We start from the raw sequence: 22865 nt of genomic DNA, 5'->3' as shown, positions 1-22865 counted from the left end.
GCGCTGATTGCAGTCAGCCGCGGTACGGATGCTTCAGCAGGATGGTGTGCACCCGGTCCGGGCCGGTGGACACCATGTCGATCGGCGCACCGATGAACTGCTGCACGCGCTCGAGATAGCGGCGTGCGTTCAGCGGCAGCTTCTCCCAGTCGGTGACGCCGAAGGTGGTGTCGCTCCAGCCGGGAAAGGTATCGAAGATCGGCACGCAATCGGCCACGTCGTCGGCGTCCAGCGGCAGGATGTCGACGCGCTGGCCGCGCAGCTCGTAGCCGACACAGACCTTGATCTCATCCAGGCCGTCGAGCACGTCGAGCTTGGTGATGCACAGACCCGAGATCCCGTTGATGATGATCGAGCGCTTCAGCGCGGCGGCGTCCAGCCAGCCGCAGCGGCGCGGTCGCCCGGTGACCGTGCCGCGCTCTTGCCCCACCGTCGACAGATGGTGACCCACTGTGCCGGGCTCGTCCATCGGCAGCTCGGTGGGGAACGGCCCGCTGCCCACGCGCGTGGTGTAGGCCTTGGTGATGCCCAGGATGTAGTGCAGCATGTCCGGGCCCACGCCCGATCCGGCAGCGGCGTTGCCGGCCACGCAGTTGCTCGAGGTGACGTACGGATAGGTGCCGTGGTCGATGTCGAGCAGCGTGCCCTGGGCCCCCTCGAAGAGGATGTTGCCGCCTCGCCGGTTGATGGTGTGCAGCATGTAGCCGACGTCGGCCATCATCGGCCTGAGCGCCTCGGCGACCTTCATCGCATGGTCGTAAATCGGCTCGAACTCCAGCGGCTGCGACTTCAGGTAGCCGCTCAAAGAGACGTTGTGCAACGCGAGCAGCTCGCGCAATTTGGCGGCGAAGCGCTCGGGGTGCTTGAGGTCCTGCACGCGCAGCGCGCGGCGAGCCACCTTGTCCTCGTAGGCCGGTCCGATGCCCTTGCCGGTGGTGCCGATCTTGCCGGCACCGCTGGTCTCGCGCAGCGCCTCGCGCGCGCGGTCGACTTCGACGTGGAACGGCAGGATCAGCGGACAAGACTCGCTGATGAACAGCCGCGATCGCACGTCCAGTCCGATGCCCTCGAGTCGCTCGATCTCGGACAGCAGATGCGTCGGGTCGACGACCACGCCGTTGCCGATGCAGCAGGCCACGCCGTCCCGCATGATGCCCGAGGGGATCAGTTGCAGCGCGGTCTTCACGCCCTTGATCACCAGCGTGTGGCCGGCGTTGTGGCCGCCCTGGAAGCGCACCACCGCCTCGGCGTGGTCCGTCAGCCAGTCCACCACCTTGCCCTTGCCTTCGTCGCCCCACTGCGTGCCGACGACAACGACGTTGCGGCCGATCTCCGTGCTTGTCTTCTGCTGCATGTCTTGCATCACTCGATACTGCTGAATCCTCGGCGCTCCGCGCTCACAGCGCGCGCACCGCCCAGTGGCCGGCCACGGCGACCAGCTCGCGGTCGCACTCGAATTCCTGCCCTTCGTGCCCGTGGCCGGGCAGGATGCACACGACCGTCTCGCCCTGCTCGCGCAGTCGGCGCACGGCGGCGCGCAGGCCGGGATCCTCCGACCACGGCGCGCGCACGGCCGGACGAGCGCCGCGACCCGGCACCAACTCGGCCAGTTCCTTCAGGTCCAGGCTGAAGCCCACTGCAGGACGGTTGCGGCCGAAGATCGCGCCGACTTCGTCGTAGCGCCCGCCGCGCGCTATCGCGTCGCTCGACCCCTGCGCATAGATCGCGAAGCGCGCGCCGCTGTAGTAGGACGCGCCACCCACATCGGCGAGGTCGAAGCCGACCTGGACCTCGGGATGCGCCTGGCTCGCATGGCGCGCCAGCGTCGAAAGGTCGTCGAGGGCGGCACGCACGGCGTTGAGGTCGGGCAAGGCGCGTCGAGCAGCGGCAATCGCCTCGTCGTCGCCGTAAAGCGAAGGCAGACAGAGCAACGCCGCACGAACCGGCTCAGGCAGGCCGGCACAGAGCTCACCGAGCTCTGCAGAGTCCTTGGCCGCCAGTGCAGCGTGGATGTCGGCGTGGCGCGACCGCTCGACGCCATCCAGCAGCGCCCGCACGATGCGCGCATCCGCCAGGTCGATGGTCAGTTTGCCGAGACCGGCCCCACCCAGGCAATCGAGCGCGAGATCCTGCACCTCCAGATCGGCCTCCAGGCCCGCGTGCCCGTAGATCTCCGCACCGAACTGCAGCGGCTCGCGCGTTCCCTGCATGCCCGAGGGCCGCGTGTGCAGCACCGGTCCGCAGTAGCACAGGCGCGTGACGCCGGCGCGGTTCAGCAGGTGGGCGTCGATGCGCGCCACCTGCGGCGTGGCATCGGCACGCACGCCCAGCGTGCGGCCGCTGAGCTGGTCGACCAGCTTGAATGTCTTCAGGTCGAGGTCACGACCCGTGCCGGACAGCAGCGACTCGATGTGCTCCATCAGTGGCGGCATGACCAGCTCGCAGCCGAACGAGCGTGCGACGTCGAGAAGACCGCGCCTCAGCTCTTCGATGTGTCTGGCCTGCGCGGGCAAGACATCGGCAATGTGCTCGGGCAGCAGCCAAGCAGAAGACATGGGAAAGCGGTGCCGGATTAAAAACCGAATTGTACCGGCCGCACCGCCCGGTTCCGCGGCGCGCTCAACCCCAGAACAACAGCAGCAACACCACCCCGAGGAGCATGCTCGACAGGCCGAGGAAGCGGATCTGCCCGTCGGACAGCCTTGTCGCCTGCTCGAACAGTCGGCGCCATGCAGCCGGGCTGAAGAAGGGCAGCAGCCCTTCGAGCACGAGCATCAGCGCGCAGGCCGCGAGCAGCAGGTCCCAGACACCCGAGCCCACCGCGGACTACTTCTTCGCGGGCGCCGCCGGCGCCGGCGAGTTGCCGCGCATGGCACGGAAGAACTCGCTGCTCGGGTCGATCACCATCACGTCGCCCTTGTTGCGGAAACTGGCGCGGTAGGCCTCGAGGCTGCGGTAGAACTCGGCAAACTGCGGATCTCGGCCAAAGGCTTCGGCGAAGATCGCCGATGCCCGCGCGTCGCCTTCACCCTTGATCTTCTGCGCGTCACGGTAGGCCTCGGCGACGATGATCTGGCGCTGGCGGTCCGCATCGGCCCGGATCTTTTCGCCCTCGGCACCGCCGGTGGAACGCAGCTGGTTCGCAACCTGCTGGCGCTCGGAGCGCATGCGGCTGTAGATTGAATCGGTGATGTTGGCGACGAAGTCGACGCGCTTGATGCGCACGTCGAGAATCTCGATGCCGAAGGCCTTCGCGTCGTCGTCCAGACGCGCCCGCACGTCCTGCATGACCTTGTCGCGCTCGCGCGAGAGCACGCCGCCGACGGTGCGCTTGGTGACCTCCTCGTTGAACGCCGCGTGCACGACCGGCGCGAGGCGTGCCTCGAGGTTACGTATGTCGGTGCCGTTGTTGCGGATGAACTGGCGCGGTTCGGCGACGCGCCACTTGACCAGCCAGTCGATCACGAGGCTCTTCTTCTCGGCCGTGAAGATGGGCCGCGTGTCGGGGCTGTCCAGCGTCTGGATGCGCCGGTCGAGGAAGACGACGTTCTGGAACGGCGGCGGCAGCTTGACCTTCAGGCCCGGCTCGGTGATCACTTCCTTGATCTCGCCGAGCGCGTAAATGACGGCCACCTGGCGCTGGTCGACCACGAACAGCGTGGAGGCTGCGGCCATGAGCGCGAGCAGCACGAGTCCGACGATGAGTCCGATGCGATTCATGTTGTTGTGCTCCCGGTACTCAGCGGCTCTCGCGATCGCGGCTGCGCTGACCGTCGCGCGAGCGTGCGTCGGCACCCGCCGCGGCGGCGCTCGAGGCGTCGATCGGCGCGGCGCTCGTGCCCGCAGCCTGCGCGGCAGGCGCCGCGCCGGCCTGCTGCATCAGCTTGTCCAGCGGCAGGTAGAGCAGGTTGGAATTGCTGCGGCTGTCGATCATCACCTTGCTCACGTTCGAATAGACTTGCTGCATCGTCTCGATGTACAGGCGGTCGCGCGTTACGCCTGGCGCCTTCTGGTACTCCGCGAGCACGCGGGTGAAACGCTGCGCGTCACCTTCGGCCTGCGCCACCACGCTGGCCTTGTAGCCCTCGGCCTCCTCGCGCAGCCGTGCGGCCGTGCCCTGCGCCTTCGGGATCACATCGCTGGCGTAGGCCAAGCCTTCCTTCTTCAGGCGATCACCGTCCTGGCCTGCCTTGAGTGTGTCCTCGAACGCCGCCTGCACCTGCTCGGGAGGCTGCACGCTCTGCAGGTTCACGTTGGCGATGATGACCCCCGTCTTCAGCCGGTCGAGCTGGCTCTGGATCGACTTCACCAGTTCGGCCGCGACGGCATCGCGCTGCTCGTAGAGCACCGAGTCGATGTTGGTGCGACCGACGATCTCGCGGACCGCCGACTCTGCGGCCAGCGTGACGGCCTCTTCCGGGTCGCGGTTCTCGAACAGGAAGGCGCGCGCGTCCTTCAGGCGGTACTGCACGGTGAAGCGGATGTCGATGATGTTCTCGTCCTGCGTCAACATCGACGAATCGCGCAGCCCCGTGGCCTGCACGACCGCATTGCGCCCGACCTCGCGCGAGCGCAGTTGCGTGACGCTGACCGTCTCATGGGCCTGGAAGGGATACGGCATGCGCCATTGGAAGCCGGCATCCGCCGTGTGGCTGTACTTGCCGAAGGACGTGACCACCGCTTGCTGGCCTTCCTGGACGATGAAGAAGCCGCTGCCCAGCCAAATCAGCGCCACCACGCCGCCGATCAGGCCAGCGCCGATTCCGGCGCTCTTCATGTCCGGCGGGAAGTTGCCCGGCCCGCTGCCGTCGTCCGACGACCCGCCCGGACGCTGGCCTCCGCCCTTGCCGCCGAACAGGCCGCCGAGCTTGCGATTGAAGTCCCGCCACAGTTCGTCGAGGTCCGGCGGCCCGTCGTTGCGGCCGTTGGACAAGCTCAGGTCGGCGCCGGCCGGACGCAAGCTCTGCCGGGTCGCGGCGAAGGCGCCCGCCAGCAGCGCACGTGCCGCCTGCGCCGCGGCGCGGAGCCGGGCCCGCAGGCCGGCGGATGAGGGACTCGCTTGATTCATCATGATGCGAACGAATCGTGGGTTCCGGTGGAAGGGGCCTCGAGCGGCGTGGCGTCGGTCTCGACAAGCGAGTCCGCCTCAAGTGAGGTCCGCGTCTCGGCATTCAAGTCTGGCAACGAGCCGTCGACAGCTTCGGTCAGCACCTGCCGCAGTTCGGCCAGGCCGGTACCGTCGAGGGCACTGACGAAGACGCGCGGCACGCGCTGACCGCCGTCGCGCTCGATCACGTCGCGCAGCAGACGCGGTCGCTGGCTCGGCTCGAGCCGGTCGACCTTGTTGAAGACCAGCACCTGCGGGATCCTGCCGGCGCCGATCTCCTCGAGCACGCGCTCGACTTCGGCCATCTGCTCGTCGAGCACAGGACTCGCGCAGTCGACCACATGCAGCAGCAGATCGGCGTCGGCGGCTTCCTGCAGCGTCGCCTCGAAGGCCTCGACCAGCTTGTGCGGAAGGTCGCGGATGAAGCCGACCGTGTCGGACAGCGACACGGCCCGGCCGGCCTCCTCGAGGTAGAGCTGCCGCGTCGTGGTATCCAACGTCGCGAAGAGCTGGTCTGCGGCAAAGCTTCGAGCCTTGACCAACGCGTTGAACAGCGTCGACTTGCCGGCGTTGGTGTAGCCGACCAGGGAGACGCGGAACGTCTGGTTGCGCTCGCGCGCGCGGCGCTGCGTCTTGCGCTGCTTCTTCACGCGCTCGAGCCGAGACTTCACCGTCTTGATGCGATCGTCGATCATGCGCCGGTCGAGCTCGATCTGCGCCTCTCCCGGACCGCCGCGCGTGCCGATGCCGCCCTGCTGGCGCTCGAGGTGGCTCCAGCGACGCACCAGCCGCGTGGCGAGGTACTGCAGCCGTGCCAGCTCGACCTGCAGCTTGCCCTCGTGGCTCTGCGCGCGGGCGGCGAAGATCTCCAGGATGAGCATGGTGCGGTCGGCGACCGCCACGCCCAGGAACTGCTCCAGGTTGCGCTGCTGCGCCGGCGACAGTGCCTGGTCGAACAACACCGCCTCGGCGCGATGGCCTTCCACCAGCGCCTTGATCTCGTCGGCCTTGCCCGAGCCGACGAACAGCGCCGGGTCCGGCGCCTTGCGACGCGCGATGACGCGCGCCACCGGCGCATCGCCGGCGGATTCGGCAAGCAGCGCGAGTTCGTCGAGCGACTCGTCGAACGGGCCGCGGCCGCCGAAGTCGACGCCAACAAGGATGGCCCGGGCCGGGGCGCTGCCCGGGCCGATGGCTTGCGTGGAACTCAAGCCTGCTCGGGCGCTTCGTTGGCGTGGAAGTTCACTGCGCGGCCGGGCACGACGGTGGAGATCGCGTGCTTGTAGACCATCTGCGTGACGGTATTGCGGAGCAGCACCACATACTGATCGAAAGACTCGATGTGGCCCTGCAGCTTGATGCCGTTGACGAGGTAGATCGACACCGGCACATGCTCCTTGCGCAGCAGGTTCAGAAACGGGTCTTGTAGGAGTTGCCCTTTGTTGCTCACGATATGCTCCGTGATGAAAGTTCGTAGAACGCTGACGTTAACACAGCGCTTTCGCGGGCTGATGGAATCCCCGCATTGACCTTGTGATCAGGAAATCCGACTACTTCTCGTCGAAGGGGTTCCGCGACGAACGCATTTCGATGCGCAAGGGGGTGCCGACCAGCTTGAAGTGTTCACGGAAGCGCCCTTCCAGGAAGCGCTTGTACGAGTCGGTCACGTGCTCCAGCGAGTTGCCATGGATGACGATGATCGGCGGGTTCATGCCGCCCTGGTGGGCGTAGCGCAGCTTGGGCCGGAACATGCCGGCGCGCTTGGGCGCCTGGTGCTCCACCGCCTCGTGCAGCAGCCGCGTGAGCACCGGCGTGGGCATCTTGCGCGTGGCCGAGGCGTGCGCATCGGCGATCGCCTTCCACACCGGGCCCAGACCCTGGCGCTTCTTCGCCGAGATGTGCAGCAAGGGCGCGAACTTGAGGAAGGCCAGTCGCTGCTCGATCGAGCGCTGCAAGGTCTGCTTCTGGTAGTCGTCGACCGCATCCCACTTGTTGACGGCCAGCACCACCGCCCGGCCGCTGTCCAGGATGTAACCGGCGATGTGCGCGTCTTGGTCCGTGACGCCCTGGGTGGCATCGAGCAGCAGCAGCACGACGTTGGCGTCGGCGATCGCCTGCAGCGTCTTGACCACGGAGAACTTCTCGATCGCCTCGAACACCCTTCCCTTGCGGCGCAGGCCGGCGGTGTCGATCAGTTCGAACTTCTGGCCCTGACGCTCGAAAGGCACGTGGATGGCGTCGCGCGTCGTGCCCGGCAGGTCGAAGGCGACGAGGCGCTCCTCGCCCAGCCAAGTGTTGATCAGCGTCGACTTGCCGACGTTCGGTCGGCCGGCCACGGCGAGGCGGATCGGCCTGTCGGCCTCGTCTTCGGCGTCCGCCTCCGCGTCGAACGCGAAATCGGCGAGTGCCGCCTCGATGAGGCTGCGCACGCCCTGTCCGTGCGCGGCCGACACCGGGTGCGGCGTGCCCAGGCCCAATTCGTAGAACTCGCCGAGTGCCGGCGAATCGGCCATGCCCTCGGCCTTGTTTGCCGCCAGCAGCACCTTTTTGCCGGTGGTGCGCAGGAATCTTGCGATGTCGTGGTCCTGCGCCGACAAGCCGCCGCGCACGTCGACGACGAAGATCACCGCGTCGGCCTCGGCCACGGCCTGGCGTGTCTGCTTGGCCATCTCCTTGACGATGCCCGACTCGGCGGTCGGCTCGAAGCCACCGGTGTCGACGACGATGAACTCGCGATCGCCGAGGCGGCCGTCGCCATAGTGGCGGTCGCGGGTCAGGCCGGCGAAGTCGGCGACGATGGCGTCGCGGCTCTTCGTCATGCGGTTGAACAGCGTCGACTTGCCCACATTGGGGCGCCCCACCAAGGCGATGACGGGCTTCATCGACGTGTCCGCGCGCTCAGTTGGGACGGAACGCGAACAGCCCGCCGTTGCGCGTGACGACGAGCAGCGTGGTGGCCGACACCGCCGGGGCGGCCGCCGGGCCGGAACTGTCGGTGCCCAGGCGCAGCAGGGGCTCACCCTTGTCGATCGACAACCAGTGCACGGTGCCTTCGGCATCGACGAAGGCCACGGTGGGGCCCACCACCAGCGGCGCGCTGAGGCTGCGGTAGAGCAGCGCTTCGCTGCTCCAGGCCACCTCGCCCGACGTGGTGCGCCAGGCGGTCAGGCGGTCCGATCCGTCGGCACCGACGACGAACTGCTCATTGCCCGACACGCCTTCGGTGCCGCCGACCGACTTGGTCCATTGCAGTGTTCCGCGCTCGGCGTTCACGCAGCCGACGGCCGACTGGAAGGCGCGCACGCACACGGTGTCGCCCAGTCGCACCAGCGGCGCCACCAGGTCGGCCAGGCGTTCGACTTCGTTGGTGCCGCGCGGCGAGGCGATCGGCACCTCCCAGCGCAGCGAACCGTTCAGCGGGTCGATGCCGGCCAGACGCGGCCCCTGCCCCACCAACAGCGTGTTCTTGAAGGGCGCGAGCACGCCACCCTGCGCCAGCGTCAGCGGCTCGCCTGGTCGCTGCACCGACCAGAGCTTGCGGCCGTCGAGCACGTCGAAGGCCATCACGCGCCGGTCCACGCCGAGCACGAACACTCGCTCGCCCGCCACCAGCGGCGCGGTCACCACCTTGGTGCCGATCGGCTTGCGCCAGACCTGCTTGCCAGCCTCCACCACGACGAGATCGCCCTCGCGCGTGACCACTGCGGCGAAACGCCCGTCGCTGCCCACGCCCGCCACGATGCGCCCGCCCGCGTCGGTGCGCCAGAGTTCGCGTCCGTCGTCCGCCTGCAAGGCGGCCACGGTACCGTCGGCGCTGGCCACGGTGAAGACACCCCCGTTGACCGCCACCGACAGCGGAAAATCGATGCTGCCCATGCGCTGAGACCAGACCTGTCGTCCGGCGATCGGCGTGGCGATCGGCTCCAGCGGCGTCGGTTTCGGCCGTTCCGGTGCGCTGGAGCAGGCGGCCAGCAGCAGCGCCAGCACGCCGGCCCCCAGACGGCCGGACAGCGTGCGGCTGCCACTCACTTGGCAGCTCCGGCAGTCTGCGGCACTTCGGCCGGCGGCGACGCGCCCAGCGACGTCAGCTTGGCATCGATCAGCCGGCGGTACTGCACCGTCGGATCCATGGTGTCCCAGGCCTTCCTGAAGGCGGCCTTGGCCTCCTCGGTCTTTCCCTGGGCAAGCAGGACGTCGCCGCGACGGTCGGCGACCAGCGCCTCGAACTCCTTGGCAGTGGCGCCGTCGAGTTGCCTGAGCGCCTCGTCGTACTTCTTCTGGTCGGCCAGCAACCCAGCCAGGCGCAGCCGCGCGACCGTCCGATACTCGTCTTCCTTGGCATTCTCGGCCACCCAGCCCAGGCTCGCGGCGGCCTCGTCGGCTTGGCCCTTCTCGAACTGCACCTTCGCGGCCAGCAGCCCCCCCTGCTGCGTGACGGCGGTGCGCGGGAAGCGTTCCTTCAAGTCTTTGAAGATACCGGCGGCCCTGCTCGCTTCGCCCGCCGTGGCAGCCTTCTCCAGTTCGTCGAACATCGCAGCGGCCTTGACGGCCTGGTCGCGCTGCCACCAGCCCCAGCCGTTCCAGGCCGCGAAGCCTGCCAGCACCAGGGTCAGGCTCCAGGTGATCAGGTTGCCCCACTGGTTCCAGAAGGCTTTGAGCTGGTCGAGCTGTTCTTGTTCTTCGAGGTCGAGATGCGTGGCCATGGCGGATGGGAAACGTGGATGACGTGCAAGGGGCGGATTATGCGTTGGCGAGGTCCGCGGCCCAGGTGGCCGCACCGGCCAGCGGCAGGCTGCGTTGCGAGGCGGTGGCGTCGCGCAGGTCCTTCAGCGCCACCTCGCCTCGCGCCACCTCGTCGTCGCCGAAGATCAGCGCGAAGCGGGCACCGCTGGCGTCGGCGCGCTTGAACTGCGACTTCATGCCGGCAAAGCCGGCGTTCATCAGCACGGCGATGCCGGCGGCACGCAGCGTCTCGAGCACCATCATCGCCGGCACCAGCGCGGCAGGCGATGGCACGACCGCATAGATTCGCGGCGGCGAGGTCGGCGGCGCCATGCCGAGCTCGTCGAGCAGCAGCAGCACACGCTCCATGCCGAGGCCGAAGCCCACCGCCGGTGCCGGCTTGCCGCCGAGCTGCTCGATGAGGCCGTCGTAACGGCCGCCGCCACACACCGTGCCCTGGGCGCCGAGCTTGTCGGTGATCCACTCGAACACGGTCAGGTTGTAGTAGTCCATGCCGCGCACCAGGCGCGGGTTGATGCGATAGGCCAGACCCGTCGCGTCGAGCACCGCGCGCACGGCATCGAAGTGGGCTCGCGATTCGTCGCCGAGGTAGTCGGGCAGCTTCGGCGCCGCCTCGATGAGCGGCTGCATCGCCGGGTTCTTGCTGTCGAGGATGCGCAGCGGATTGGTGTGCAGGCGGCGCTTGGCATCCTCGTCGAGCTGATCGGCATGTGCCTCGAAGTGCTTGATCAGCGCGGCGCGGTGTGCCAGCCGTTCGGCCGGCTGACCCAGGCTGTTCAACTCGAGCCGAACGTCGCGCTCTTCGACGATGCCGAGGTCGCGCCACAGCGCACGCAGCATCAGGATCAACTCGGCGTCGACGTCCGGTCCTGCATAGCCCAGCGCCTCGGCGCCGAACTGGTGGAACTGGCGCTGGCGCCCCTTCTGCGGACGCTCGTGGCGGAACATCGGGCCGATGTAGTACAGGCGCCGGCCGCCGTCACGCAGCAGCGAGTGCTCGGTCATCGCCCGCACCACGCCGGCGGTGTTCTCCGGCCGCAGCGCGAGGTGGTCGCCGTTCATCGTGTCGACGAAGGCATACATTTCCTTCTCGACGATGTCGGTCACCTCGCCGAGGCCGCGCACGAACAGCGCGGTGGGCTCGACGATCGGCGTGCGCACGTTGAGGTAGCCGTAGCGGTGCATCAGCGCGCGGATCCTGTCCTCGAGCCACTCCCACCGCGCCGAGTCCGGCGGGAGGATGTCGTTCATGCCCTTGACGGCGCGTATCGGTTCAGCCATGGGATGCAGTGCAGCGGATGGACGCTGCCGCCGTGACGCGGCAGGTCGTTGGGTAGGGTGACGCTTCAGGCCGGGTGGGTCGTGCCGAAGCGCTTTTCGATGTAGTCCTCGACGATGCGGTGGAACTCCTGCGCGATGCCCTCGCCGCGCAGCGTCATCGCCTTCTCGCCGTCGATGAACACGGGCGCGGCCGGGGCCTCGCCCGTTCCGGGCAAGCTGATGCCGATGTCGGCATGTTTGCTCTCGCCCGGGCCGTTGACGATGCAGCCCATCACCGCGACTTTCATCGTCTCGACGCCGGGGTACTTGCTCTTCCATACCGGCATCTGCGCGCGCAGGTAGTCGTCGATCTGCTTGGCCAGTTCCTGGAAGGTGGTGCTGGTGGTGCGGCCGCAGCCGGGGCAGGCTGTCACGCTCGGGTTGAACGAGCGCAGGCCGAGCGACTGCAGGATCTCCAGGGCCACCACCACCTCCTGCGTGCGTGCCTCGCCGGGCTGCGGCGTCAGGCTGACGCGGATCGTGTCGCCGATGCCCTCCTGCAGCAGCAAGGCCAGCGCGGCGGTCGAGGCCACCGTGCCCTTCGTACCCATGCCGGCCTCGGTGAGGCCGAGGTGCAGCGGGTAGTCGCAACGCCTGGCCAGCGCGCGGTAGACGCTCACCAGATCCTGCACGCCGGACATCTTGCACGACAGGATGATCTGGTCCGGGCGCAGCGCGATCTGCTGGGCACGCCGCGCCGACTCGACCGCCGACATGATGATCGCGCGGTACATGATCTGCTGAGGCTCGTGCGGATCGGGCAGCTTCGCGTTCTCGTCCATCAGCTGCGCGAGCAGTTCCTGGTCGAGGCTGCCCCAGTTGACGCCGATGCGCACCGGCTTGTCGTACCTGGCCGCCACCTCGACCATCTGGACGAACTGCCGGTCACGCTTGTCGCCCTTGCCGACGTTGCCCGGGTTGATGCGGTACTTGCTGAGCGTCTCGGCACAGGCCGGGAACTCGGTGAGCAGGCGGTGGCCGTTGTAGTGAAAGTCGCCCACCAGCGGCACGTCGATGCCCATGCGATCGAGCTGCTCGCGAATGTGCGGCACTGCTTGCGCCGCTTCCGGAGTGTTGACGGTGATGCGCACCATCTCCGAGCCGGCGATTGCCAGCTCCTTGACCTGGATGGCCGTCCCGATGACGTCGACCGTGTCGGTGTTCGTCATCGACTGCACGCGCACTGGCGCGCCGCCGCCGATGGTGACCTCGCGCGAGCCCCAGCGCACGGTCGCCTGGTGCGAGCGGCGCTGCGCCGGCCGCGCCGGCTCGATGAACTCCTCGAGTGAAACCAGCGGATCGCTCATGCCGTCCTCGTCACTTCAACTCCATGCGGGCGACGTTGTCGCGGTTGACGCCCGTGACCTGCACCGGCTTGCCACGGAACGTCACCTGCGTGGCCGAGGCGTTGCCAATGGTCAGTTTCAGCGGCGTCGCGCCGTCTACGCCGACTGCCTCGCCAGGCTGCAGCAGCCGCGAAAGCAGGATCTGCCCGCGCGCGTCGAGCACCTCGACCCAGGATTCGGCGTCGGCGCGCAGTCGCAGCGCGCCCGCGACAGAGGGCGCCGGCATCATCGCTGCACTGGCGGCATCATCGGGCGCAGCCGGCACCGCGTGCACCGTCTCCACCACCACCGACGCGGCCGGTTCGGCGGGGGCAACGACGGCGGCGTCGGCCGCCGGCGCCGAAGCCGGCCCGGCTGTGGTCGCGCTCAGCGCCGGCGCCGAGGCCGGCCCGGCCGTCGGCAGCGACACCGTGCCCGGCGGCAGGAAGTAGACGATGGCGGCGAGCAGCAGCAGCAGCAGCGGCGCCCACACCGCCGGCGAGCCGATCAACGACCAGTCGGCGCCCTGTGTCGCGACGGCCCGGTCGCGAAACGGTGCATTGATGCCCTCGCCCACCTGCTCAAGCCTGTGGCCGGGTGGCTTCGGGAGCAGCGCGAGCACCGGCCCCGGATCGACCTTCAAGGTCCGACACACCGTCTGCGCGAGAGCGCGCGTGAAGGTGGCATCGGGCAGTTCGTCGAAGCGGTCGTTCTCCAGCGCCTCGAGCTTGCGCTGCGGCACCTTGGTGGCCGCCGCGAGCATGGCGATGTGCATGCCCTGGGCCTGGCGTGCTTGGCGCAGCAGGCTGCCGGCGGTGGTTGCCGTCGGCACCGGCGCGTCGTCAGGCGTCTCACTCATCGAACTGTCCTCGCTCGAACGCGATCGCCTCCCGCGTCTCGCGATAGCGGCTCTGCAGCTGTCTGCCGAGCTCCTCCACGCCAGTCTTGTTGCCCAGCTTGTGTTCGATGCGCGCCGCCAGCCAGAGCGTCTGCGCGCTGACGTAGTTCGCGTTGGCGTTGACGCGGCGGATGTGAAAGCGCGCGCGGTCGGCCTCGCCGCGGCGCAGCAGCACCTCGGCAAGGTTCACCGAGGTCGACGGGTTGTTCGGTTCGAGCTGGTAGGCGCGCTGCAACGCGTTCTCGGCGTCCTCGAGCTGGCCGTTCAGCGCATGGCAGACGCCCTGGGCGAGCAGCGTGCGCGAGGTGTCGCGCCGCTGCGGCACCGACAACGCCTGCACGAATTGCGCGTTCGCCTCGCCGTAGCGCTTGTGCTGGCACAGGTACCAGCCGTAGTTCTGCATCGCGTCGGCATCGCGCGCATTGATGGCGAGGGCACGGCGGAAATCACTTTCCGCCGGCGCGTCCTTGCCGAGGTTGGCGTGGATCAGGCCGCGCAGGTTGTAGGCCGTGCCAAGGTTGGGATCGGCCGCGATCGCCCGGTTCACCTCCTGCAGCGCCACGTCCATCTGGTTGTTGCCGAAATAGGCCGACGCCAGTTCCAGGCGCACCTGCGCACGGCGTTTCGCGTCGCCGTCCTCCGGCGTCGCGGCCTGCACCGTGCGGACGTCGCTGATCGGCCCCGTCGTGGTGGTGGTCGTGGTGGTCGCGCAGCCGGCCAGCCCGGCGAGCACGACGAGCGAAACGAATCGGGCAACGCCCTTCATGCCTTGGTCTCCTGCAACGCCGCCCCTCGCCGCACCAGCCGCACCGGCGCGCGCACCAGCCGCTGCTGCACCCGCGTGCGGTCCTGTACCTCGCCAGCAAGCTGACCGCAGGCCGCATCGATGTCGTCGCCGCGCGTCTTGCGCACCGTGGTGACGATGCCGGCGTGCTGCAGCACGGCAGCGAATGCCTGCACGTTCTGCGGCGTCGAACGCACCAGGCCGGAGGCCGGGAACGGATTGAACGGGATCAGATTGAGCTTGCAGGACACCGACGTGGCCGGACTCTCGACGAGCAGCGCCACCAGCGCGCGGGCGTGCGCTTCGCTGTCGTTCACGCCGTCGAGCATGCAGTACTCGAAGGTGATGAAGTCGCGCGGCGCCGCGTCGAGGTAGCGACGGCACGCGGCGAGCAGTTCCGCCAGCGGATACTTCCGGTTCAGCGGCACGAGTTCGTCGCGCAGCGCGTCGTCGGGCGCATGCAACGAAACGGCCAGCGCCACCGGGCAGTCCTCGCGCAGGCGGTCGATCATCGGCACGACGCCCGAGGTCGACACCGTCACGCGACGGCGCGACAGGCCGTAGCCGTGGTCGTCGAGCATCGCGCGCAGCGCCGGCACCAGCGCGGCGTAGTTCTGCAGCGGCTCGCCCATGCCCATCATCACCACATTGGTGACTGCGCGTTCGCCGTCCTTCAGCCCGAGGCGCCGGCGCAGCTGGTGTTCGGCATGCCACAGCTGGGCGAGGATCTCGCCGGTCGACAGGTTGCGGCTGAAGCCCTGGTGGCCGGTGGAGCAGAAGCGGCAGCCTACCGCGCAGCCGGCCTGGGACGACACGCACAGCGTGCCGCGGTCCGACTCCGGGATGAAGACGGTCTCGACGGCATTGCCGCCGCCCACGTCGAACAGCCACTTCACCGTACCGTCGGCCGAGACATGCTCGCTGACCACCGGCAGCGCCTGGACCGTGGCACGCTCGCGCAGCTTGTCGCGCAGCGAACGCGCGAGGTCGCTCATCGCGTCGAAGTCGGACGCACCCTTCTGGTGGATCCAGCGGAACAGCTGCGTGGCGCGGAAGCGCTTCTCGCCGAGTTGCTCGACGAACGCGGTCAACCCGTCCCGGTCGAAATCGAGCAGGTTGACCATGCCGGGACGATCAGCGCGAGTAGACGTTCATGCCGGGGAAGAAGAACGCCACTTCCACGGCAGCCGTCTCAGGCGCGTCCGAGCCATGCACCGCATTGGCGTCGATGCTGTCGGCGAAGTCGGCACGGATGGTGCCCTTCTCGGCCTTCTTCGGGTCGGTGGCGCCCATCAGTTCGCGGTTCTTCGCGATCGCGTTGTCGCCTTCGAGCACTTGGATCATCACCGGGCCGGAGATCATGAAGTCCACCAGGTCCTTGAAGAACGGACGCGCCTTGTGCACCGCATAGAACTGCTCGGCCTCGCCGCGCGACAGGTGAACCATCTTGGCCGCCACGATCTTCAGGCCGGCGCCCTCGAAGCGTGCGTAGATCTGGCCGATCACATTCTTCGCCACGGCATCGGGCTTGATGATCGAGAGGGTGCGTTCGAGCGCCATGAATTCTTCTCCTGAATCAATAACTTGGCAAAGTTTTGGATTGTAGCCCGCGAACTGCGGTAGTCCGCTCTCGACGGGGATTCAGCGGCCTCGCCGTCCGCCCCCGCCCCCGCCCCCGCCGCCACCGCCACCGCCACCAAATCCTCCGAAGCCGCCGCCGCCGCCGCCTCGTCCGCCGCGACCGCCACGGCCCTTGCGGTGAAAGGCGTCTGCGCCGATGTACCCCACCGAGGTCTGCATCGGATCGGGCTGCTTCGGTCCGCCCTTCTTCGCGCCGCCCGTGGGCTGGCCGCTGCCACCGGGGCCGAAACCGCCACCGCCACGCCCGAAGCCGCGGCCGCCGACGCCGCTGCGCGGGTTCTGCACGAAGCGCTTGTCGAAGGTCTGCTCGAGCGGGTTGGGGATCTTCATCGGATCGATGTCGAACTCCTCGTCGTCGTCGAACTCGCTGCGTTCGCGATCCTCCACCTGCGGCTCCTGCCGCCCGCGCTGCGGCTGGCCGCGATTGCCACGCTCGTTCGGATGGCCGCCACGCTCGTTGCGCGGCTTGTTGTTGCCGCGCGCCTCGCGGCGATCGTCACCGCGCGGCTGCTCGCGGCCGGCGCCGCTGGCCAGACGACGAATCGCGCGCACGTCTTCCGGGCCAAGGTCCACCCACACGCCGCGCTTCAGACCGCGCGGCAACACGACGTTGCCGTAGCGGATGCGGATCAGGCGGCTGACGGTCAGCCCCACCGCATCGAACAACTTGCGCACCTCGCGGTTGCGCCCCTCGGTGATGACGACGCGGTACCAGTGATTCGCGCCCTCGCCGCCGCCATCCTCGATGGAGCGGAAGCTGGCCGTCTGGCCCTCCACGTCTACGCCCTCGAGCAGTTGCGCCTTGGCGTCGGCATCCAGCGTGCCGAGCACGCGCACGGCGTACTCGCGCTCCACGCCGAAGCGCGGGTGCATCAGCTGGTTGGCCAGCTCTCCCGAGGTGGTGAAGAGCAGCAGCCCCTCGGTGTTGATGTCGAGACGGCCCACCGACTGCCACTTGCCCTGCTGCAGCCGGGGCAGACGGCGGAACACCGTCGGCCGCTGCTGCGGGTCGTCGTGGGTGACGACTTCGCCGACCGGCTTGTGGTAGGCGATCACGCGTGCCGGCGGCGGTTGGATGCGCACCTTCACGGGCTTGCCGTCGAGCGCAATGCGGTCGCCGAAGGAGATGCGCTGGCCGATGTGCGCCGGCTCGCCATTCACCGTGATGCGACCGTCGGTGATCATCTGCTCCATGTCGCGGCGTGAACCGACGCCGGACTGGGCGAGCACCTTCTGCAGTTTGGGCGCGTCGGGCTCCGCGGCGAGCACGCGCTTGTGCGCTTCTGTCTCGCCGGGCTCCGCGCCGTCGATCGCTTCGGGCGCTTCGGTCGGTGCAGCCTCGGCGGTGGCCGCCGGAGTGGCCTCGCCCTCGGCATCGAAGGCCCCCGAGACGACCTCGGCGAACACCTCGCCGGTGCGTTCGACCGCAGCGGCCAGAGCGGCCTCCGGCGAGAGCGCCTCGCCGCCCTGCCCGTCGCCGCGGCGCCGGTCACGCCGGCCGCGGCGCCGGCCGCGCCGGCCGGATTCGTCGGATTCGCCGGCCTCCGCCTCGGAAGGCGGAGTCCCGCTGGATTCGGCGACCGCGCTGTCGGCGTCGACATCGCCGGCACGCTGTTCCGCCACCGATGCGGCCTCCACGGCAGGCACCGCCACGGGAGCAATCTCCGCCGCCACGGCCGCGCCAGGCGCCACCGCGGGGACACTCTCCGCCACCGGGGCCTCGCCAGACGCAGGCGTCGCCGCAGCGGCCTTGCGGCGCCGCGGCTTCGGGGCATCGACCGCAGCGGCCTCGCCGACGTCGCCGCTCTGCGCTTCCACGGTCTTCACCGATGCGCGACGCTTGCGCGCCGGCTTGGGCGTCTCCTGCTCGGGCGATGACGCAAGCAGTTCTTCGGGGGTGTCGGGCCTGGACTCGGGAGGAAGGTTCATGCTTGGGGTTCCAGCGGAGCGGCGTCGGCCGCAGTCTCGGGATCGGGATCGGGATCGGGATCGGGATGATTTCGGTCGACGGCGACGTCTTGCGCGACCGGAGTGCTCGGCGCGTCGAACGGGCCGGCCTCGCCGGTGGCGACGGACTCCAGCGCCTCGGCGACCACATGCGCTTCACCTTCGGCCGGCAGCGCGCCGACCCCCGGCAGGTCGGCCGGTCCGTCCAGCGGCAACGCACCCTGCGCCTCGATCAGCGATGCCTGGTCAGGCAATGCCTCGGCAAGCAACGCGCCAGCCGCTGCAGCGCCCTCGAGGGTCGGCAACTGCTCGAGACTGGCCAGGCCCAGGTCGTCGAGGAACTGCTTCGTCGTGGCCAGCAGGGCCGGGCGACCGGGCGCCTCGCGATATCCGATCGCCTCGACCCAGCCGCGGTCTTCGAGCTGCTTGATGATCTGGCTGGCCACCGTGACGCCGCGGATGTCCTCGATGTCGCCACGCGTGACCGGTTGCCGATAGGCAATGATGGCCAGCGTCTCCATCACCGCGCGCGAGTACTTGGGCGGCTTCTCGGGGTTGAGGCGGTCGAGATACTCGCGCATCTCGGGCCTGCTCTGAAAGCGCCAGCCGTGAGCCAGCGCCACCAGTTCGACACCGCGGCCTTTCCAGTCGCGCATCAGTTCGTCGAGCAGCGCGCGCAGCGTATCTGCTCCCAGTTCGTCGTTGAACAGGGTGCGCATGTCGCGCAGAGGCATGGGCTGGCTGGCGCAGATGAGCGCGGTCTCGAGGACGCGCTTCGCATCCTGTGTGTTCATGGATCCTGTCAAATCCTCGGCCGGTGCATCCGGCAGGTCTTCGGGCTCGTGTCGAGCGTCACCGCTCGGGCGGTGACACGTTGCATCTGGCAAGTGGGCCGCGCACACATCGCAGCGGCATGGGCTGAGGCGCCTCCGGGCGCATCAGAAGGCCTGGCAGCCGGACTCCCGATGGGGCCGCGCATCGCGGCGGCTCGGGCAATCGGGCTGGGGGTCGGATTGCATTGTACCCAAGCGGGCGCCGCAGGTGTCTCATTCGCGCCGCAAATCAGCCTGCGCCGGTCACCAGCCCCCAGGCCGCGGCCAGATCGGGCGGCGGCGGCGCCTCGAAGCGCAGGTCTTCGCCGCTGACCGGATGCACGAAGCCGAGCCGAAAGGCATGCAGGGCCTGGCGCGCCATGCCCAGGGCAGGCGCGCCGCCGTAGAGTGCGTCGGCAACCAGCGGATGCCCGCGCGAGGCGAGGTGCACGCGGATCTGGTGCGTGCGTCCGGTGTGCAATGTGCACCGTACCGCGCTGAAGCCTCCGCTGGCAGCGACGCGCTCGACGTCCGTGCGCGCCGGCTTGCCGCCAGCCACCACGGCCATGCGCACGCGCGACTGGGGATCGCGGCCGATCGGCGCTTCGATGCTGAAAGCGCCCGTCGACAGCTCGCCGTGGCACAACGCCATGTACTGCCGATGCACCGCACGCCCTGCGATGGCGCGAACGAGCGCCGTCATCACGACGAGGGTCTTGGCCACCACCATCAGCCCGGAGGTGTCCTTGTCGAGCCGGTGCACGATGCCAGCGCGCGGCAGCGCGCTGGCGCCGGCATGGTGCGCAAGCAGGCCGTTGAGCAGCGTGCCCGACCAGTTGCCCGCCGCAGGATGCACCACCATGCCGGCCGGCTTGTCGATGACGAGGAGGTGCTCGTCCTCGTGGACGATCGCCAGCGCCATCGCCTCGGGGCGGAACGCGCGGCTCTCCTCGGTGCCAATCAACTCGATCTCGATGCGCTGGCCGCAGCGCACACGCTGCGACGCGGCACGCGCCTGCACCCCGCCCACCCACACATGGCCGCGCTCGAGCAGACCCTGTAGGTGGCTGCGCGAGAACTCGGGGGCCATTGCCACCAACGCCTTGTCGAGTCTCTGGCCATGCCAATCGACCGGCGCGACGCCGGCGCGACGCTCGCTCTCGCCACCGTCGTCCAGGGTCTCTTCCCTATAATCGCGCTCTCTTGTCATGACCGACGGCGCGCGACGCGCGCGAGGTGCCTCAGCCCATGGATGTGAAGCGTTTGACCGGCCCGCTGGGCATGCGTGCGGCCATGCTGGCCGCAGCCCTCGTGATCGCGGGATGCGGCACCGCGCCGCAGGACGAGAGCGTCTCGTGGTCGCCGGAGAAATTGTATGCAGAGGCCAAGGACGAGATGGCTGCCGGCGCTTACGACAAGGCCGCCAAGCTGCTCGAGCGGCTCGAGGGCCGCGCCGCCGGCACGCCGCTCGCCCAGCAAGCGCAGATCGAGCGGGCTTACGTGCTGTGGCGCGGGGGTGAGCGCGCCGAGGCACTGTCGGTCCTCGAGCGCTTCATCAAGCTGAATCCGTCCAGCCCCGGCATCGACTACGCGCTGTACCTGCAGGGCATCATCAACTTCAACGACAACCTCGGCATCCTCGGCCGCCTGGCGTCGCAGGACCTGTCCGAGCGCGACCAGCAGGCCGCGCGGGATTCGTACCAGTCGTTCAAGCAGCTCGTCGACCAGTTCCCGCGCTCGATCTACGCCGAAGACGCGCAGGTCCGTATGAACTACATCGTCAACTCGCTGGCCGCCTACGAGGTGCACGTGGCGCGCTACTACTTCCGGCGCGGCGCCTACGTCGCGGCCGCGAACCGCGCGCAGCATGCGGTGCAGGAGTTCCAGTACTCGCCGGCCACCGAGGAGGCCCTGCACATCCTGGCGCAGAGCTACGACCGCCTCGGACTGACCGAGTTGCGCGACGACGCTCAACGCGTGCTGGCGAAGAACTTCCCCGACAGCCGCTTCGCCAGCGAGGCACGCGGCACGCCGCAACGCCAGTGACGGCGCCTCTGCTGGCGCACGCTCAGTACGGCAGTGCCTCGCCGGCCAGCGACTCGAGCCAGGCCAGCGCCTCGGCCTCGCTGGCCACGCGTGTCATCGGAGGCAGCGCCTCACGCAGGCGCCGCCCGTAGTTCATGCCCGCCATGCGCGGGTCGCACACCACCAGCAGGCCGTGATCCGTCTCGCTGCGGATCAGCCGTCCGGCGCCCTGCTTCAGCGACACCGCCGCCTCGGCGACAAAGTAGTCGGCAAAGGCGTTGCGGCCCTGGGCCTCGAGCCGCTTGACGCGCGCCTCGACCAGCGGGTCGTTCGGCGGCGGAAACGGCAGCTTGTCGATCAGCACGCACTGCAGCGCGTCGCCCGGCACGTCGATGCCTTCCCAGAAGCTCTGCGAACCCACCAGCACCGAACGCGGCTCGGCGAGAAACTGCTGCATCAGCTGGCGCTTCGGCGCCTCACCCTGCTGCAGCACGCGCAACGTGTCGCCTTGCGCCTCGAACTCGGCGCGCAGGCGCTCGGCGATCGCCTGCAGCGCACGCAGCGTGGTCGTCAGCACGAAGGTGCGGCCACCCAGCGCGCGAGCGCAGCGTGCTGCCATCGTCGCCACCGCCGACGGATGCGTCGCCTCGTTCGGCTTGGGGAAGCCTGCGGGAATGTACAGGCGTGCGTGGGCCGCGTAGTCGAACGGGCTGCCCACGCGCAGGGTGCGCGCCTCGTTCAGCCCGGCCTGCTCGGTGAACCAGCTCAGCGCGTCGTCATCGCCCAGCGTCGCCGAGGTGAAGATCCAGGCCCTGCCCGCGGCGGCCATCTGTTCGGCCAACGCCTCGCGGATGTCCAGCGGCGACTCCACCAGGCGCGCCTGATGCGGCGAGATGTCGATCCAGCGAACGCGGCCTTCCGCAGCTCCGGCGACGAAGCGATCCGCGAGCACGGCGAGCTGACCGGCGCGTTCGGCGAGCTTGCCCAGGTCGGGTGACAGCTCCGACACCGTATCCAGGGCTGCGCCGGCCGCATCGGCCGCAAGGCCCAGCGCCCGCAGGGCTTCGACGAAGTCAGCGCGCGTCGCGCGCTCTTCCCAGCGCAGCTTCAGGCTGCCGCGCAGTTCGCGCAGCGGCCCGGCAGCGGCCAGGCGAAGTTCGCGCGCCGCCTTCTCGATGCCCGACTGCAGCTCCTGCCATGGCGCGAGCCCGCGCGCCTGCTGCAGGCCCACGGCGAGAAGGTCGCGGGCAAGGTCCAGTGCCTGCGCCGTGGACAGCGTGGTGCCGAGGAACTGCACGCCGGCCTCGGCAAGCTGGTGCGCCTCGTCGAACACCGCCACCTCGACGCTGGGCAGCAGTTCGGCCACGCCGGTGTCTCGCAATGCCATGTCGGCAAAGAACAGATGGTGATTGACCACCACGACGTCGGCCGCCATCGCCTCGCGTCTCGCCTTCACCACGTGGCAGACGCGGAAGTCGGCGCATTCGCTGCCCAGGCAGTTGTCACGCGTCGAGGTGACGAGCGGAATCACGCTGCTTCGCTCGTCCAGGCCGTCGAGCTCGGCGAGGTCGCCGCTGGCGGTGGTCTGCGACCACTGCTCGACCTTGGCCAGCGTGCGCACCGCCCAGCGGTCAGGCAGCGTGGCCGACTGGCGTGCCTGCTTCAGACGATGCAGGCAGAGGTAGCTGCCGCGGCCCTTCAGCAACGCAACGCTCACCGGCAGTTGCAGGGCATCGCGCAGGCGCGGGATGTCGCGCAGGAACAGCTGATCCTGCAGGCTCTTGGTGGCCGTGCTGACCAGCGCGCGGGCACCGCTGAGCAGGGTCGGCACGAGGTAGGCGAAGGTCTTGCCGACGCCGGTGCCGGCCTCGGCGACGAGTGCGCTGCGCGTCTCGATGGCCTCGGCCACCGCTTGAGCCATGGTCAGCTGCACGGCGCGTTCGACATGTCGCGCGTCGGCTTGCGCCAATGCGCCCTGCGCCGACAAGGCCTCGCGTGAAGCGGCCACCAAGGAGCCCGGAGGCGATGCGTGGTCCGGCGTCATGCCGGCTCGGGCGGTTCGAGCTGGGCTTCCAGCTTCGCGATCAGGTCGCGGAGCACCAGGCGGCGCTTCTTCAGGCGGCGCACCGTGAGCTCGTCGGTCGGATGTTCAATCACCGTGCGGTCGATCAGGTTGTCGAGGTCGGCATGCTCGATGCGCAGCTCGATCAGCCTTCGAGGCAGGGAATGCAGGTTGTCGTCCATCGGCGCGCGACTTAATCGC

The 22865-nt window shown here is 69.0% G+C and carries 22 protein-coding genes; 1 reads left to right on the top strand and 21 read right to left on the bottom strand.

Annotated features, from left to right (window positions below):
- Positions 1-13: 13 nt before the first annotated feature.
- From Q0599_RS07215 to Q0599_RS07125, 19 genes are all read right to left on the bottom strand, one after another.
- Entirely contained in the window at positions 14-1354 is a 1341-nt protein-coding gene (locus Q0599_RS07215; RefSeq protein WP_298827712.1) for an adenylosuccinate synthase, read from the bottom strand.
- A 43-nt stretch (positions 1355-1397) separates the two neighbouring features.
- Positions 1398-2555 carry an ATP phosphoribosyltransferase regulatory subunit gene (locus Q0599_RS07210; RefSeq protein ID WP_298827710.1) on the bottom strand — a complete coding sequence of 386 codons (1158 nt, stop codon included), beginning with the start codon at positions 2553-2555 and terminating at the stop codon, positions 1398-1400.
- Positions 2556-2619: 64 nt separating this feature from the next.
- Positions 2620-2820 carry a DUF2065 domain-containing protein gene (locus Q0599_RS07205; RefSeq protein ID WP_298827707.1) on the bottom strand — a complete coding sequence of 67 codons (201 nt, stop codon included), beginning with the start codon at positions 2818-2820 and terminating at the stop codon, positions 2620-2622.
- Positions 2821-2826: 6 nt separating this feature from the next.
- Positions 2827-3720, bottom strand: a complete 894-nt coding sequence (gene hflC / locus Q0599_RS07200) for a protease modulator HflC (RefSeq protein ID WP_298827704.1) — start codon at positions 3718-3720, stop codon at positions 2827-2829.
- 19 nt (positions 3721-3739) lie between these two features.
- A complete protein-coding gene (gene hflK / locus Q0599_RS07195; RefSeq protein ID WP_298827702.1) occupies positions 3740-5071 on the bottom strand; it encodes an FtsH protease activity modulator HflK in 1332 nt (443 codons plus the stop codon).
- Positions 5068-6318: a GTPase HflX gene (gene hflX, locus Q0599_RS07190; protein WP_298827700.1), complete on the bottom strand. Its 1251-nt coding sequence runs from the start codon at positions 6316-6318 to the stop codon at positions 5068-5070. Before hflX ends, hflK begins: the two co-directional genes overlap by 4 nt.
- Positions 6315-6557 (bottom strand): RNA chaperone Hfq, encoded by a 243-nt coding sequence (gene hfq / locus Q0599_RS07185; RefSeq protein ID WP_298827698.1) that lies wholly within the window; start codon positions 6555-6557, stop codon positions 6315-6317. The genes hflX and hfq overlap by 4 nt, the downstream gene beginning before the upstream one ends.
- 100 nt (positions 6558-6657) lie before the next feature.
- A complete protein-coding gene (gene der / locus Q0599_RS07180; protein WP_298827696.1) occupies positions 6658-7989 on the bottom strand; it encodes a ribosome biogenesis GTPase Der in 1332 nt (443 codons plus the stop codon).
- Between the two features lie 16 nt (positions 7990-8005).
- Positions 8006-9136, bottom strand: coding sequence for an outer membrane protein assembly factor BamB (gene bamB, locus Q0599_RS07175; RefSeq protein WP_298827693.1), 1131 nt, complete (start codon positions 9134-9136; stop codon positions 8006-8008).
- Positions 9133-9810, bottom strand: coding sequence for a tetratricopeptide repeat protein (locus Q0599_RS07170; RefSeq protein ID WP_298827689.1), 678 nt, complete (start codon positions 9808-9810; stop codon positions 9133-9135). Before Q0599_RS07170 ends, bamB begins: the two co-directional genes overlap by 4 nt.
- A gap of 37 nt (positions 9811-9847) precedes the next feature.
- Positions 9848-11131, bottom strand: a complete 1284-nt coding sequence (gene hisS / locus Q0599_RS07165) for a histidine--tRNA ligase (protein WP_298827688.1) — start codon at positions 11129-11131, stop codon at positions 9848-9850.
- A 65-nt stretch (positions 11132-11196) separates the two neighbouring features.
- Entirely contained in the window at positions 11197-12477 is a 1281-nt protein-coding gene (gene ispG / locus Q0599_RS07160; RefSeq protein ID WP_298827686.1) for a flavodoxin-dependent (E)-4-hydroxy-3-methylbut-2-enyl-diphosphate synthase, read from the bottom strand.
- 10 nt (positions 12478-12487) lie between these two features.
- Positions 12488-13354 carry a helix-turn-helix domain-containing protein gene (locus Q0599_RS07155; RefSeq protein ID WP_298827684.1) on the bottom strand — a complete coding sequence of 289 codons (867 nt, stop codon included), beginning with the start codon at positions 13352-13354 and terminating at the stop codon, positions 12488-12490.
- A complete protein-coding gene (gene pilW, locus Q0599_RS07150; RefSeq protein ID WP_298827681.1) occupies positions 13347-14159 on the bottom strand; it encodes a type IV pilus biogenesis/stability protein PilW in 813 nt (270 codons plus the stop codon). The genes Q0599_RS07155 and pilW overlap by 8 nt, the downstream gene beginning before the upstream one ends.
- Entirely contained in the window at positions 14156-15301 is a 1146-nt protein-coding gene (gene rlmN / locus Q0599_RS07145) for a 23S rRNA (adenine(2503)-C(2))-methyltransferase RlmN (protein ID WP_298827678.1), read from the bottom strand. Before rlmN ends, pilW begins: the two co-directional genes overlap by 4 nt.
- Before the next feature lie 10 nt (positions 15302-15311).
- The gene (gene ndk / locus Q0599_RS07140; RefSeq protein ID WP_298827675.1) at positions 15312-15737 is read right to left on the bottom strand and encodes a nucleoside-diphosphate kinase; all 426 of its coding nucleotides are present in this window, start codon (positions 15735-15737) and stop codon (positions 15312-15314) included.
- Positions 15738-15818: 81 nt separating this feature from the next.
- Positions 15819-17747: a pseudouridine synthase gene (locus Q0599_RS07135; RefSeq protein WP_298827672.1), complete on the bottom strand. Its 1929-nt coding sequence runs from the start codon at positions 17745-17747 to the stop codon at positions 15819-15821.
- Positions 17744-18559, bottom strand: coding sequence for an SMC-Scp complex subunit ScpB (scpB, locus tag Q0599_RS07130; protein WP_298827826.1), 816 nt, complete (start codon positions 18557-18559; stop codon positions 17744-17746). Before scpB ends, Q0599_RS07135 begins: the two co-directional genes overlap by 4 nt.
- 268 nt (positions 18560-18827) lie before the next feature.
- Complete coding sequence (locus Q0599_RS07125; protein ID WP_298827669.1) at positions 18828-19787, bottom strand: RluA family pseudouridine synthase; 960 nt, start codon at positions 19785-19787, stop codon at positions 18828-18830.
- A gap of 38 nt (positions 19788-19825) precedes the next feature.
- Between Q0599_RS07125 and Q0599_RS07120 the strand changes: the two genes are divergently transcribed.
- Positions 19826-20623, top strand: coding sequence for an outer membrane protein assembly factor BamD (locus tag Q0599_RS07120; RefSeq protein WP_298827667.1), 798 nt, complete (start codon positions 19826-19828; stop codon positions 20621-20623).
- A gap of 22 nt (positions 20624-20645) precedes the next feature.
- Here Q0599_RS07120 and Q0599_RS07115 read toward each other — a convergent pair whose 3' ends face one another.
- Both Q0599_RS07115 and Q0599_RS07110 read right to left on the bottom strand, forming a co-directional pair.
- A complete protein-coding gene (locus tag Q0599_RS07115; RefSeq protein WP_298827664.1) occupies positions 20646-22646 on the bottom strand; it encodes an ATP-dependent DNA helicase in 2001 nt (666 codons plus the stop codon).
- A complete protein-coding gene (locus Q0599_RS07110; protein ID WP_298827661.1) occupies positions 22643-22846 on the bottom strand; it encodes a YdcH family protein in 204 nt (67 codons plus the stop codon). Before Q0599_RS07110 ends, Q0599_RS07115 begins: the two co-directional genes overlap by 4 nt.
- Positions 22847-22865 lie beyond the last annotated feature (19 nt).

Source organism: uncultured Piscinibacter sp. (assembly GCF_937952055.1).
Taxonomy (GTDB): Bacteria; Pseudomonadota; Gammaproteobacteria; order Burkholderiales; family Burkholderiaceae_C; genus Piscinibacter.
The sequence above is the reverse complement of the archived record's forward strand: the minus strand, read 5'-3'. Positions and strand labels throughout refer to the sequence as shown.